Source organism: Pseudomonas qingdaonensis, assembly GCF_018398475.1.
GTDB classification, from domain to species: domain Bacteria; phylum Pseudomonadota; class Gammaproteobacteria; order Pseudomonadales; family Pseudomonadaceae; genus Aquipseudomonas; species Aquipseudomonas palmensis.
On record NZ_CP074676.1, the window covers coordinates 166157 to 179316 of the forward strand.

General features: G+C 64.1%; 11 protein-coding genes and 1 tRNA gene. 9 read left to right on the top strand and 3 right to left on the bottom strand.

The window, feature by feature from the left end:
* The first annotated feature begins 3 nt into the window (after positions 1 to 3).
* Positions 4 to 621, top strand: a complete 618-nt coding sequence (locus KH389_RS00750; protein WP_213606685.1) for a hypothetical protein — start codon at positions 4 to 6, stop codon at positions 619 to 621.
* A gap of 131 nt (positions 622 to 752) precedes the next feature.
* Positions 753 to 1658, top strand: coding sequence for a hypothetical protein (locus KH389_RS00755; protein WP_043861308.1), 906 nt, complete (start codon positions 753 to 755; stop codon positions 1656 to 1658).
* 69 nt (positions 1659 to 1727) lie between these two features.
* Here the strand turns inward: KH389_RS00755 and KH389_RS00760 are convergent.
* Positions 1728 to 1804, bottom strand: a tRNA-Arg gene (locus KH389_RS00760).
* Between the two features lie 262 nt (positions 1805 to 2066).
* Here KH389_RS00760 and gabD point away from each other — a divergent pair.
* From gabD to KH389_RS00775, 3 genes are all read left to right on the top strand, one after another.
* Positions 2067 to 3509, top strand: a complete 1443-nt coding sequence (gabD, locus tag KH389_RS00765; RefSeq protein WP_043861307.1) for an NADP-dependent succinate-semialdehyde dehydrogenase — start codon at positions 2067 to 2069, stop codon at positions 3507 to 3509.
* 182 nt (positions 3510 to 3691) lie between these two features.
* On the top strand, positions 3692 to 4972 hold the full coding sequence (gene gabT, locus KH389_RS00770; protein WP_043861306.1) for a 4-aminobutyrate--2-oxoglutarate transaminase: 1281 nt from the start codon (positions 3692 to 3694) through the stop codon (positions 4970 to 4972).
* 136 nt (positions 4973 to 5108) lie between these two features.
* Positions 5109 to 6311, top strand: a complete 1203-nt coding sequence (locus KH389_RS00775) for a response regulator (RefSeq protein WP_088513832.1) — start codon at positions 5109 to 5111, stop codon at positions 6309 to 6311.
* A gap of 97 nt (positions 6312 to 6408) precedes the next feature.
* Here KH389_RS00775 and KH389_RS00780 read toward each other — a convergent pair whose 3' ends face one another.
* Together KH389_RS00780 and desA are read right to left on the bottom strand one after the other, a co-directional pair.
* Entirely contained in the window at positions 6409 to 7398 is a 990-nt protein-coding gene (locus KH389_RS00780; RefSeq protein ID WP_058541701.1) for a sensor domain-containing diguanylate cyclase, read from the bottom strand.
* A gap of 150 nt (positions 7399 to 7548) precedes the next feature.
* Positions 7549 to 8733 carry a delta-9 fatty acid desaturase DesA gene (gene desA / locus KH389_RS00785; RefSeq protein WP_043861303.1) on the bottom strand — a complete coding sequence of 395 codons (1185 nt, stop codon included), beginning with the start codon at positions 8731 to 8733 and terminating at the stop codon, positions 7549 to 7551.
* A gap of 150 nt (positions 8734 to 8883) precedes the next feature.
* Between desA and dibA the strand changes: the two genes are divergently transcribed.
* The 4 genes from dibA (at position 8884) to cysT (ending at position 13158) form a co-directional block, all read left to right on the top strand.
* On the top strand, positions 8884 to 10779 hold the full coding sequence (dibA, locus tag KH389_RS00790) for a phosphodiesterase DibA (RefSeq protein WP_043861302.1): 1896 nt from the start codon (positions 8884 to 8886) through the stop codon (positions 10777 to 10779).
* Positions 10780 to 11015: 236 nt separating this feature from the next.
* Positions 11016 to 11198 carry a sulfur starvation response protein OscA gene (gene oscA, locus KH389_RS00795; RefSeq protein ID WP_007941032.1) on the top strand — a complete coding sequence of 61 codons (183 nt, stop codon included), beginning with the start codon at positions 11016 to 11018 and terminating at the stop codon, positions 11196 to 11198.
* A gap of 46 nt (positions 11199 to 11244) precedes the next feature.
* Positions 11245 to 12252, top strand: a complete 1008-nt coding sequence (locus KH389_RS00800) for a sulfate ABC transporter substrate-binding protein (RefSeq protein WP_043861301.1) — start codon at positions 11245 to 11247, stop codon at positions 12250 to 12252.
* An 87-nt stretch (positions 12253 to 12339) separates the two neighbouring features.
* Complete coding sequence (gene cysT, locus KH389_RS00805) at positions 12340 to 13158, top strand: sulfate ABC transporter permease subunit CysT (protein ID WP_213606687.1); 819 nt, start codon at positions 12340 to 12342, stop codon at positions 13156 to 13158.
* The last annotated feature ends 2 nt before the right edge of the window (positions 13159 to 13160 follow it).

The following is a 13160-nucleotide window of genomic DNA, read 5'->3' on the forward strand; positions in this document are numbered from 1 at the left end:
CGCATGACCCTGCTCGATGACTGGATAGCGTGCCGCGAAGGTCGCGTCGTGCTCGACAGCTCGCACTTTCTCGGCTTGTTCAAGGAGCATGGCAGCGACGCGGAGCTGGCGCAGATCTTTGCCGGCTTTGCCCAGGCCGATGCCTTGCAGGCGCGGGCGCAGCAGGTGCTGGCGGCAGGTTCGCTGGACAGCAGCCTGTACCTGTTGCCGCAGCGCGGCTGCGATGAAGGCCGGCTCAAGGCCGCGGCGCTGGCCTGGTGGAACGAACAGGCACGGTACTGCCTGTCCACCCAGGGGCCGTGGCCGGAGCAGGCCCACTGGCAGCCTGTGGTCGAGGTGGTAAGCCGCGAGGTGGCGTTGAAGGCGTTGCAGAGCGATGCGCCGAATGCCTGGGTGTTCGAGCATTTCGCCGACACGGTCATCGAGGGCGTGCGTGACAGCCAACTGCCGATGTACGCGCTGCTCGAAGCGTTGTACGGGATTGCCGCTGACTATTACCTGGCGTGGTACATCGCGGCGCCGCTGCTGGCGCTGGAGGTGGATTTTGCGCGTTACTTCGAGCTGTGGCGGCTGGGGGGCATGAGCGTGGTGCTGCAGGACCGGCTGCTGGTGGCCGGTTGACAGGTATCAGCAGAGCCGGCATCGACGGCGAACAGGCCCGCACCGCCTGCCAAAACCTCCGGCACTGCCTGTAGACTCTCCAGCGCCCCGCACCTGTGCGGTTGATCGATCAAGCGTTGAGAGGATAGAGAATGAGTCTCTGGGATGACCTGAAAAAGAAAGCCGTCGACGCCAACCCCGAACTTGCCGCCAAGGCGGCCCAGGCGCTGACCAAGGCCAGGGAACTGGCCGTGGAGGCCGGCCAGAAGGCCGCGCCGGTGCTCAAGGAGGCCAGCGAAAAGGCCGCTGCCTACGCCCAGGAGAAAACCCCGATCCTCAAGGCCCAGGCGCTCAAGGCCATCGACGACGCCAAGGTGCGCCGCGCCGAGCTCAAGGAGCGCGCCAGGCACGACAAGGCCGCGCGCGAGGAAATGGTGCGCACCATGTATGACATCAGCCTGTCGCCCGACGACCCCAACTTCATCGACGAGCCGTTCAACCACTACGATCGCCAGTTGCATTTCTTCGTGGTCACCGGCGAGATTCTCGACACCCAGAAGCGCAACCAGACCCACCTCAGCGCCAGCCACTCGCACCATTCCGGCGGCGGCTACATGATCGACGGCTACGGCTCCATCGGCGGCAGTTCGTCGTCGATGCACGTGAGCAGCCACAACATCCAGGAGCATGAGTTCTGGGTGAAGCTGCGCGATGGCAGGGAAGCATGTTTCCAGTTCGCCGACAGCGCCGTGCGCATCCGCACCGGGCAGACAGTGAGCATGCTGTTTGCGCGCCCTGCCGACACCCAGACCGGGCAGATGGTGGCGCTGTACAACCACAGCTCGCAGGAAAACCATGTGATCGCCGGGCCGGCCGCGATCAACCAGATATTCAACCTGTATACCGTCGAGCCCGGGCTGTTCAACGGCAATGAGGTGACCACCCGGCGCAACCGCCTGCTGCAGGAGCTGGATCGGCGGCTGGGGCAGTTGGCCAGGTATTCGGCATTGCATGGCAACAGCCAGGGGCAGCTGATAGAGGGCGAGCGCACGGTCTGAGCCCGGCCTGCCCCTTTTTCGCGCCCATGAAAAAAGGCCCGGGTTTTCACCTGGGCCTTTTGTCGTAGATGGCGCACTCGGCGGGATTCGAACCCACGACCCCTGCCTTCGGAGGGCAGTACTCTATCCAGCTGAGCTACGAGTGCAACGCGGGCGCCATGATACCCATCTGCACCCTTGCCGTCCATCGCCAGTAATGTTGTGTTCGATTCCGAACACTCGCTGGCGCAAAAGTGACGTTGATCTGAAATTTCAGGGTCTGCTAGGCTTTTTGTTCTTTTTTTCGAACACCCTATTGTCCTTTGTTCCCGTTGATCCTAGGATTCGTTTGAGATTTCAAACGCTCTCCTTTTTCTACAAATCAATAATTCGCCCTGTGTTCGCACGGTGCAGTTAAGGAAGCCCGACATGCAGCTCAAAGACGCCCAGTTGTTCCGCCAGCAAGCCTTCGTCAACGGAGAGTGGCTGGACGCGGACAACGGTCAGACGATCCAGGTGACCAACCCGGCCACCGGTGAAGTGCTCGGCACCGTGCCTAAAATGGGCGCCGCCGAAACCCGTCGCGCCATCGAGGCCGCCGACAAGGCCCTGCCGGCCTGGCGCGCACTGACCGCCAAGGAGCGTGCTGGCAAGCTGCGCCGCTGGTTCGAACTGATGATCGAGCACCAGGACGACCTGGCCCGCCTGATGACCTCCGAGCAGGGCAAGCCACTGGCCGAAGCCAAGGGCGAAATCGCCTATGCCGCCTCGTTCATCGAGTGGTTCGCCGAAGAAGCCAAGCGTGTCTATGGCGACACCATCCCGGGCCACCAGCCCGACAAGCGCCTGATCGTGATCAAGCAGCCGATCGGCGTTACCGCGGCCATCACCCCGTGGAACTTCCCGGCTGCGATGATCACCCGCAAGGCCGGCCCGGCCCTGGCCGCTGGCTGCACCATGGTGCTCAAGCCCGCTTCGCAGACCCCGTACTCGGCCCTGGCCCTGGTCGAGCTGGCCACCCGTGCCGGCATCCCGGCTGGCGTGCTGAGCGTGGTCACCGGCAGCGCCGGCGACATCGGCAGCGAACTGACCGGCAACCCGATCGTACGCAAGCTGTCCTTCACCGGCTCGACCGAAATCGGTCGCCAGCTGATGGCCGAATGCGCCAAGGACATCAAGAAGGTTTCCCTGGAGCTGGGTGGCAACGCTCCGTTCATCGTGTTCGACGACGCCGACCTGGACAAGGCCGTCGAGGGCGCGATCATCTCCAAGTACCGCAATAACGGCCAGACCTGCGTCTGCGCCAACCGTATCTACGTGCAGGACGGCGTCTACGACGTGTTCGCCGAGAAGCTCAAGGCGGCAGTCGCCAAGCTCAAGATCGGCAACGGCCTGGAAGACGGCACCACCACCGGCCCGCTGATCGACGGCAAGGCCGTGGCCAAGGTGCAGGAGCACATCGCTGACGCGGTGAGCAAGGGCGCCAAGGTACTGAGCGGCGGCAAGCTGATCGAAGGCAACTTCTTCGAGCCGACCATCCTCGTCGACGTGCCGAAAAGCGCTGCCGTGGCCAAGGAAGAAACCTTCGGCCCACTGGCTCCGCTGTTCCGTTTCAAGGACGAGGCCGAAGTCATCGCCATGTCCAACGACACCGAATTCGGCCTGGCCTCGTACTTCTATGCCCGCGACATGAGCCGTGTGTTCCGTGTCGCCGAAGCCCTGGAATACGGCATGGTCGGCATCAACACCGGCCTGATCTCCAACGAGGTCGCGCCGTTCGGTGGTATCAAGGCCTCGGGCCTGGGCCGCGAAGGCTCCAAGTACGGCATCGAGGACTACCTCGAAATCAAATACCTGTGCATCAGCGTCTGATCGCAGCGTAAGGCTTTACCTCTGCCAGCGGGGCGCGAGAGCGCCGTCCCGCTGGCCTTTTTTACACCGTGACATCCGGCCGCCTGGGCCCCTGCAGCAGTCGATCAACGCATGCTGCTGCAGTCGAATACCGGCCGCCCCGATCGAATCGCGCCACCTGCGTGTGGCGAAATGAGGACATTATGAGCAAGACCAACGAATCCCTGATGCAACGCCGTGTAGCCGCCGTCCCACGTGGCGTCGGCCAGATCCACCCGATCTTCGCCGAGTCGGCCAGGAACGCCACCGTGACTGACGTCGAAGGCCGCGAGTTCATCGACTTCGCCGGCGGTATCGCGGTACTCAACACCGGTCACGTGCATCCGAAAATCATCGCTGCCGTTGAAGCTCAACTGCACAAGCTGACCCACACCTGCTTCCAGGTACTGGCCTACGAGCCGTATGTCGAAGTGTGCGAAAAGATCAACGCGCTGATCCCGGGTGATTTCGCCAAGAAAACCCTGCTGGTCACCACCGGTTCCGAAGCCGTTGAAAACGCCATCAAGATCGCCCGTGCCGCCACCGGCCGTGCCGGCGTGATCGCCTTCACCGGCGCCTACCACGGTCGCACCATGATGACCCTGGGCCTGACCGGCAAGGTCGTACCGTACTCGGCCGGCATGGGCCTGATGCCAGGCGGCATCTTCCGCGCCATCTACCCGAACGAACTGCACGGTGTGAGCATCGACGACTCGATCGCTTCGATCGAACGCATCTTCAAGAACGACGCCGAAGCCAAGGATATCGCTGCGATCATCCTGGAGCCGGTCCAGGGCGAAGGCGGTTTCTACGTCGCGCCTAAAGAGTTCATGAAGCGTCTGCGCGCCCTGTGCGACCAGCACGGCATCCTGCTGATCGCCGACGAAGTACAGACCGGCGCTGGCCGTACCGGTACCTTCTTCGCCATGGAACAGATGGGCGTCGCGCCTGACCTGACCACCTTCGCCAAATCCATCGCTGGCGGCTTCCCGCTGGCCGGTGTGTGCGGCAAGGCCGAGTACATGGACGCCATCGCTCCAGGCGGCCTGGGCGGCACCTACGCCGGTAGCCCGATCGCCTGCGCCGCGGCCCTGGCCGTGATGGAAGTGTTCGAAGAAGAAAAACTGCTGGACCGCAGCAAGGCAGTCGGCGAGCGTCTGGTCACTGGCCTGCGCAAGATCCAGGACAAGCACCCGATCATCGGTGACGTGCGTGCCCTGGGCTCGATGATCGCGGTCGAGGTGTTCGACAAGGCCGGTTCCCACACCCCTAACCCGACTGCCGTTGCAGCCGTCGTGGCCAAGGCGCGTGACAAGGGCCTGATTCTGCTGTCGTGCGGTACCTACGGCAACGTGCTGCGTATCCTGGTTCCGCTGACCTCGCCTGACGAGCAGCTGGACAAGGGCCTGGCCATCATCGAAGAGTGCTTCGCCGAACTGGCGTAAGTGTGACACGATAGGAAAAAACCCGCCTCGGCGGGTTTTTTTTCGCCCAAAGCCCGACAAGGGCGCTAAGGTTTGCACAGGAGCTACCTTGGAAGACGCCCTGGATGGCGTGCATCGAGATGTCAGGAGAAGCCCGATGACCGTTTCAAACCCACCCACCGCACCCTGTGTGCTGATTGCCGAAGGCGACCCGTGGGTGCGTGACATGCTCAAGGACATGCTGCTCAGCGTGCGCTGCGATGCCCGCCTGCACGTCTGTGCCAATGGCCACGAGGCGCTGTCCGCGCTGGCCAGCCAACCCGATCTGATCATCGCCGCCCGCGAGCTGCCCGGCATCGACGGCCTGGACCTGCTGCGCAGCGTGCGCGCCAAGCGCCGCAGCTTGCCGTTCATCCTGATCAGCAGCCGCAGCGATGTGGCCAGCGTGCGCGAGGCGCTGCCGCTGGCGCCCACGGCGTACCTGAGCAAGCCGCTCAATGCCGAGCTGCTGCGCCAGCGCCTGGAGGAGCAACTGCTTGGTGCCGGCGAGGCGGTGGCCTGCCCGGTGCCGGCATTGCGCCCGGGCATCACCTTGTCGCGGTTTCTCGAAGACCACCGCAGCACCGCCGATGGCGGGCCGTTGCTGGCTGATGTGAAGCAGGCGATCAAGCACGCGCTCAACCCCGAGGGGCTCAACCTCAAGGCACTGGAAGAAGAGATCCGCAACGACCCGCAGATCACCGCGGTGCTGATCGCTGCGGCCAACAGCGCGGCGCTGCATCGTGACGGTGCGGTGCAGACCCTGCTGCAGGCGTTGAACAAGCTGGGCACCACCCAGAGCATGAACCTGATCATGGGCCTGGCACTCAAGCGCAGCGCCAGGCTCAGCGACCCGTTGCTGTCACGCCATGCCGAGCATTTCTGGGGCCTGTCGCTGCACACGGCCGAGTATGCCGCCAGCCTGGCGCGGTCGATGGAGCTGGACCAGGAGCGTTGCTACTGTGCCGGCTTGCTGCATTGCCTGGGCGACCTGGCGTTGCTGCGCTGCCTGCAGGAGTGGAGCCTGGCCGGGGGCGAGCTGGACGAGGATGCGGTGCAGTTGTCGTTGAACGAGTATGGCGCTGCGTACGGCTCGGCGCTGCGTACCCGCTGGCGCTTGCCGCTGGAGCTGCGCGAACTGATTGCCTCGGTGTATCAGTTGGGGGGCGGGGTGTACTCGCGGGAGAACCTGATCTTGAACCTGGCCGGGCAGCTGGCGCGGCTGCCGGCCGAGCAGGGCCTGGAGCAACTGGCCGAGAGCAAGACGGCGCGCCTGCTCAAGGTGGGGTTGGCGCAGCTGGAGCTGCTGCGCAAGGCCTGAGACCGCAATCGCGGGTCAAGCCCGCTCCCACAGGGCCCTGGTAAACCTGTGGGAGCGGGCTTGGCCCGCGATGGGGCCGGCTCAGGCGCCGGACGTTTCAGCCCCTGACAATCTGGTTCTTGCCCTGCCGCTTGGCCTGATACATCGCCGCATCCGCCCGTGCGAACAGGCTGTCGAGCACTTCATCCTCCTCATCGATGCCGGTCAGCCCCTGGCTCACCGTCACCCCGAACACCTGTTCGTCCTGGCTGAAGCTAAGGCGCTGGATCTCGCGCTGCAGACGCTGCGCCACCTGCAGCGCCAGCTCCGGCGTGCACCCGGGAAACACCGCCGCGAACTCTTCGCCGCCAATGCGCCCGAACAGGTCGCCACGGCGCAGCACCGCCTTGCCGCTGTCGGCGATGCGTTGCAGCACCTGATCACCCGTCTGGTGCCCGTAGGTGTCGTTGACCTGCTTGAAGTCATCGATGTCCAGCAGCAGGAACGCCATCGGCGCCTGCTCCTGGCGTGCCTTTTCGAAGGTGTGGTGCGCGCATTCGAAAAAGTGCCGGCGGTTGCTGCTCTGGGTCAGCACGTCGGTGGTAGCCAGGCGCTGCAACTCGCCTTCGAGCTGCTTCTTTTCGGTGATGTCCTCGGCCATGCCGACCACGATCACGCCCTGTGCGCTATCGGCCTGCTGGTTGATGAAGCACTTGTCGCTGAGCCAGCGCACCTGCCCGTCGGCGGCGATGATGCGGTACTCGCGGTCTTCCACCGCGCCCTTGACCAGCACCTCGGCCAGGCTGCGTTCGGCGTACTCCAGGTCGTCGGGGTAGATGCTGTCGCGCCACTCGTTGTGATCGGCCAGCAGCAGACCGGCCGAGCGCCCGAAAATCCGCTCGTAGGCCGGGCTCACGTACAGCACGCGCCGGGTTTCCCAATCCATGGCCCAGAGCACCGCGTTGACACTGTCCAGCAGCGAGCTGAACAGCTGCTCGCGCTCGCTCAGGCGCGCGACTTCACCCTGGGCATGCAGCAGGGCCAGCAAGGTGTGCGCGGGATGCGACGGTGGGCTGAACGACGGGGACGGCGGGTTCTTGTTGACCATGTGCACGAAGCGTCTCGAAAAGCGGAATCGAAAGGCGAAGGGCGTGCGGCCTGACACGGCCCGCCACGCGGGCGATATGCCAGTCAGAGTGAAAATCGAAGGGAGAGTTCCTCAGGCGCGCCCCAGGACGGGGCGCGCCGATCAACGGCGTCAGGCCAGGGCAGGGCGCAGCGAATAGGTCTTGAGCTGTGCGGCGAAGTCGCGCAGCGACTGGATACCGCTGGCCTCGGCCTCGTGTACCCAGTCCTTCATCGCGGCCAGCATGTCGTGGCCGTTGGCACTGGTGCGTGCCCAGATCTGCTGCAGGGCCAGGCGCTTCTCGTAGATGGTCTTGAGTGCCTGGCTGTGCGCCAGCATCGACTCGATGCGCTGGTGGTGGCGGTCTTCGAGCAGGCTCGGCTCACGCGAAAGCAGGCGCTTGGCGCGGCGGAACTGGTGGCGCACCGAGTCGTCCACGCGCATCAGCTCCTGTTTGACCAGCGGCGCGATCACCAGCTTGCGGTACTGCGCCATGATCTGGAAGCGGTTGTTGAGGATCGCCATGGCGGTGTCCATGTCGAGCTGGCCCTTGCCCTCGACGCGGTGCGCGATGGGTGCCACGCGCTGCACCTTCGCCAGGCGCAGCCAGGTGAACAGCTTGATCCACGCCCAGCCCATGTCGAACTCCCAGCGCCTGACCGAAAGCTTGGCCGAGTTGGGGTAGGTGTGGTGGTTGTTGTGCAGCTCTTCGCCGCCGATGATGATGCCCCACGGCACCAGGTTGGTGGCGGCATCGCGGCATTCGAAGTTGCGGTAGCCCACCGCGTGGCCCAGGCCGTTGACCACGCCGGCGGCCCAGAACGGAATCCACATCATCTGCACTGCCCAGATGGTGATGCCGATGGTGCCGAACAGCAGCACGTCGATCAGCGCCATCAGCGCGATGCCGCCCAGCTTGTAGCGCGAGTACAGGTTGCGTTCGATCCAGTCCTCGGGGCAGTTCTTGCCGTAGATGCGCAGGGTCTCGGGGTTCTGCGCCTCTTCGCGGTACAGCTCGGCACCCTTGCGCAGCACCGTGGACAGGCCCTTGATGACCGGGCTGTGCGGGTCGTCGACGGTTTCGCACTTGGCGTGGTGTTTGCGGTGGATGGCGGTCCATTCGCGGGTATTCTGCGCCGTGGTCAGCCACAGCCAGAAGCGGAAGAAGTGCTTGAGCCCGGCATTGAGCTCCAGGGAGCGGTGCGCGGAATAGCGGTGCAGATAAACCGTGACCGCGACGATCGTCACGTGGGTCATCAGCAGGGTGACGGCCAGCAGTTGCCAGGCTGACAGGTCGAGAAAACCGTTGTACCACATAGGCGGGTGGGCCCTCGTAAAGCGAAAGAAACAGCGCAAAGTATTATCCCTACCCTACTAAATAAAACCAGTCGGCGTTTTAGATAGGAGGTCACGGGATATTTCTACCCCTATAATGGCCATCATTTTGCCCTGGGTTCCAGCGACTCTATGTCTGTATCCGTTCGAGACGCCCTGCGTATGTCCGCGCTGTATCTGGTGCTGTCGGTCATGTGGTTGGTGCTGTCTGATCAAATACTGAGCAATCTTTTCGATGATCCCGCCCAGCTGGCACGCTGGGAGCTGATCAACGCCTACGCGTGGATGGGCTGCAGCGCTGCGCTGATCTTCGTGTCGCGCTGGCGCCTGCTCAATTTCATCGGCGTGGGCGCGCGCCTGCGCCGCGAGGACCGCGAGCGCCTGCGCATGGCCGCAGCGGTGTTCGACAGCACCCTCGAAGGGGTGCTGGTGAGCGACCGCGACGGCCTGATCGTGCACGTCAACCGGGCGTTCATGCAGATCACCGGCTACCAGAAGGACGAGGTGCTGGGCCAGCGCCCGAGCAAGTTCAAGTCGGGCCGCCACGACACCGCGTTCTACCAGCAGATATTCGCCACCCTGGCCGAGAAGGGCGAATGGAGCGGCGAAATCTGGAACCGGCGCAAGAATGGCGAGATCTACCCGCAGTGGCAGACCATCTGCGCCATTCACGACGACAGCGGTCAGCTGACCCACTACGTGGCGGTGTTCAGCGACATCAGCGCGATCAAGCACACCGAGCGCGAGCTGGCGCACCTGGTGCACCACGACCCGCTCACCGACCTGCCCAACCGCCTGCTGTTCAACGACCGGGTCAAGCAGACCCTGGCTGCGGCCCAGGCCAACAAGCGCGGCTGTGCCCTGTTGCTGCTGGACCTGGACCACTTCCAGAGCATCAACGACAGCCTCGGCCACAACACCGGCGACCAGTTGCTCAAGGCCGTGAGCGAACGCCTGCTGGCCCAGCTGGGCACTGGCATGACCCTGGCGCGGCTGGGCGGCGACGAGTTTGCCGTGCTGTCCGAGAACTGCGCCCAGGTCGGCCAGGCCGCTGCCCTGGCGCAAGGCATCATCGATTGCCTCAAGGAGCCGTTCGAGCTCGACCACCATCGCCTGTTCACCAGCGTCAGCATCGGCATCAGCCTGTTCCCCAGCGATGCGCTGAGCGCCGAGCAATTGCTGCGCAACGCCGACTCGGCGCTGTTCAAGGCCAAGGGCAATGGCCGCTCGGGGTACGCCCTGTACACCGAGGAGCTGACCGCCCATGCCCAGCAGCGGGTCGAGACGGCCGGCGAGTTGCGCCGGGCCCTGGAGCAGCAGGAGCTGCGGGTGTACTACCAGCCGGTGCACGACCTGCTCACCGGTGCCATGATCGGCGTCGAGGCACTGGTGCGCTGGCAGCACCCCGAGCGCGGGCTGGTGCCGCCGGGCGAGTTCATCCCGATTGCCGAACGCACCGGGCTGATTGCCGAGATCGACACCTGGGTGATGCGCCAGGCCTGCCAGCAGATGGTGCAGTGGCAGGCCGAGGGCAAGGCCCTGAGGTTTGTCGCGGTCAACGTGTCCAGCCGCCTGTTCGGCAAGCGCAGCCTGTACCAGCTGGTGGCCCAGGTGCTGCACGACACCGGGCTGGACCCGGCGCGGCTGGAGGTCGAGGTGACCGAAAGCGCGGTGATGGAAGACCCCGAGGTGGCGCTGGAGCAGTTGCACCGCCTGCGCGAGCTGGGCCTGCAACTGGCCATCGACGATTTCGGTACCGGTTACTCCTCGCTGCTGCGGCTCAAGCGCCTGCCGGTGCAGAAGCTCAAGATCGACCAGGGCTTCGTGGCGGGCCTGCCCCATGACGATGATGACGTCGCCATCGTGCGGGTGATCATCGCCCTGGCGCGCAGCATGGGCATGCAGATCCAGGCCGAGGGCATCGAAGAGGCCGAGCAGGCGCGCTTCCTGCTGGAGCAGCAGTGCGACATGGGCCAGGGCTACTGGTACGGTCGACCGGTGCCTGCGCAGCAACTGCGCTGGTCCTGAGGGCCCTTTCGCGGGGCAAGCCTGCTCCCACAGGGGCCGGTGGAGAACCTTGTGGGAGCGGGCTTGACCCGCGATGGGCTGCAAAGCAGTCCGCCTCTACACTTTTTAGTTATATAAAAATTCTTAAATAGTATTTTTAAGAATATTCCACCCTCTCTAAGATTGCCCTCAAGCCAGGCGCAGTCGTCCCCTTCAGATGCAGCTGCACGGCACCCCTTATTTCCAGGAGCACGAGCATGAGCGCATCTCTGCGTAGCGTTGACGGACAGGACGAAGCCACCATTCTGCGCGAGATCCAGAGCGCATTGCGCGACCTGCGTTTCGGCGCGGTGGAAATCACCGTGCACAACGCCCAGGTCGTGCAGATCGAACGCAAGGAAAAATTCCGCCTGCAGAATCCAGGCAACAAGCCCAGCTGATTCAGCCCTCTAATTAGAAAAAAATACGCCAATCGGGAGCTTCACCATGTCCATCCGCCGTTATGCCCTGGCCGCACTGGCCAGTGCCGTGTTTGCCGGTTCCGCCATCGCCAAGGACTACGAGCTGTTGAACGTGTCCTATGACCCCACCCGCGAGCTGTATCAGCAGTACAACGCCGAATTCATCAAGCACTGGCAGCAGGCGCACCCGGACGACAAGGTCAAGATCCAGCAGTCCCACGGTGGCTCGGGCAAGCAGGGCCGTGCGGTGATCGACGGCCTGCGCGCCGACGTGGTGACCCTGGCCCTGGCCGGCGACATCGACGAAATCGCCAAGCTCGGCAAGACCCTGCCGGAGAACTGGCAGACCCGCCTGCCCGACGCCAGCACCCCGTACACCTCGACCATCGTGTTCCTGGTGCGCAAGGGCAACCCCAAGGGCATCAAGGACTGGGGCGACCTGATCAAGAAGGACGTGTCGGTGATCACGCCCAACCCTAAAACCTCCGGTGGCGCGCGCTGGAACTTCCTCGCCGCCTGGGCCTACGGCCTGAAGGCCGGCGGCAGCGAAGCCAAGGCCCAGGAATACGTGCAGGAGCTGTTCAAGCACGTGCCGGTACTGGACACCGGCGCCCGCGGCTCGACCATCACCTTCGTCAACAACGGTCAGGGCGACGTGCTGCTGGCCTGGGAAAACGAAGCCTTCCTGGCCCTCAAGGAAGACGGTGGCGCCGACAAGTTCGACATCGTCGTGCCGTCGCTGTCGATCCTGGCCGAGCCGCCGGTGGCGGTGGTGGACAAGAACGCCGAGAAAAAGGGCAATACCGCGATCGCCACCGAATACCTCAAGTACCTGTACAGCCCGGCCGGCCAGAAGATCGCCGCCGAGAACTTCTACCGCCCGCGTGACGAGAAGGTCGCTGCCGAATACGCCAAGCAGTTCCCTAAACTCGAACTGGTGACTATCGACAAAGACTTCGGTGGCTGGAAAACTGCGCAGCCCAAGTTCTTCAACGATGGTGGTGTGTTCGACCAGATCTACACGGCGCAGTGATGCGTGGCCGTTAGGATAATCGCCATTCAGTAGCCAGCATGGGCCCGGGATTCGTCTCGGGCTTCGTGCGTTAAACCAGGGACTTCTATGTCGCGTCGTATCTCCCCCGTCATACCCGGCTTCGGGCTGACGCTGGGCTACACCTTGGTGTACCTCAGCCTGATAGTGCTCATACCGCTGGCGGCCATGTTCATCCATGCCGCCCAGCTCACCTGGGACCAGTTCTGGACCATCGTCACCGCACCCCGGGTGCTGGCCGCGCTCAAGCTCAGCTTCAGCACCGCGTTCTATGCGGCGCTGATCAACGGCGTGATCGGCACGCTGCTGGCCTGGGTGCTGGTGCGCTACACCTTCCCAGGGCGCAAGGTCATCGATGCGATGATCGACCTGCCGTTCGCCCTGCTCACCGCGGTGGCCGGCATCGCCCTGACCGCGCTGTATGCGCCGTCCGGTCTGGTGGGCCAGTTCGCCACCGACCTGGGCTTCAAGATCGCCTACACGCCGCTGGGCATCACCCTGGCGCTGACCTTCGTGACCCTGCCGTTCGTGGTGCGCACGGTGCAGCCGGTGCTGGCCGACATCCCGCGCGAGGTCGAAGAGGCCGCCGCGTGCCTGGGGGCCAAGCCGCTGCAGGTGTTCCGCTACGTGCTGGCGCCGGCGCTGCTGCCGGCCTGGCTGACCGGCTTCGCGCTGGCCTTCGCACGGGGTGTGGGCGAGTACGGTTCGGTGATCTTCATCGCCGGCAACATGCCGATGAAGACCGAGATCCTGCCGTTGCTGATCATGGTCAAGCTCGACCAGTACGACTACACCGGCGCCACTGCCATCGGCGTGATGATGCTGGTGGTTTCCTTCATCCTGCTGCTGCTGATCAACCTGTTGCAGCGGCGCATCGAAACCCCGTGAAG

Coding starts and splice junctions, on each gene's coding strand:
- desA (WP_043861303.1), bottom strand. CDS start 8,733: ATGTGGTACAACGGTTTTCTCGACCTGTCAGCCTGGCAACTGCTGGCC.
- oscA (WP_007941032.1), top strand. CDS start 11,016: ATGAGCGCATCTCTGCGTAGCGTTGACGGACAGGACGAAGCCACCATT.
- KH389_RS00750 (WP_213606685.1), top strand. CDS start 4: ATGACCCTGCTCGATGACTGGATAGCGTGCCGCGAAGGTCGCGTCGTG.
- KH389_RS00775 (WP_088513832.1), top strand. CDS start 5,109: ATGACCGTTTCAAACCCACCCACCGCACCCTGTGTGCTGATTGCCGAA.
- KH389_RS00755 (WP_043861308.1), top strand. CDS start 753: ATGAGTCTCTGGGATGACCTGAAAAAGAAAGCCGTCGACGCCAACCCC.
- gabT (WP_043861306.1), top strand. CDS start 3,692: ATGAGCAAGACCAACGAATCCCTGATGCAACGCCGTGTAGCCGCCGTC.
- dibA (WP_043861302.1), top strand. CDS start 8,884: ATGTCTGTATCCGTTCGAGACGCCCTGCGTATGTCCGCGCTGTATCTG.
- KH389_RS00780 (WP_058541701.1), bottom strand. CDS start 7,398: ATGGTCAACAAGAACCCGCCGTCCCCGTCGTTCAGCCCACCGTCGCAT.
- gabD (WP_043861307.1), top strand. CDS start 2,067: ATGCAGCTCAAAGACGCCCAGTTGTTCCGCCAGCAAGCCTTCGTCAAC.
- KH389_RS00800 (WP_043861301.1), top strand. CDS start 11,245: ATGTCCATCCGCCGTTATGCCCTGGCCGCACTGGCCAGTGCCGTGTTT.
- cysT (WP_213606687.1), top strand. CDS start 12,340: ATGTCGCGTCGTATCTCCCCCGTCATACCCGGCTTCGGGCTGACGCTG.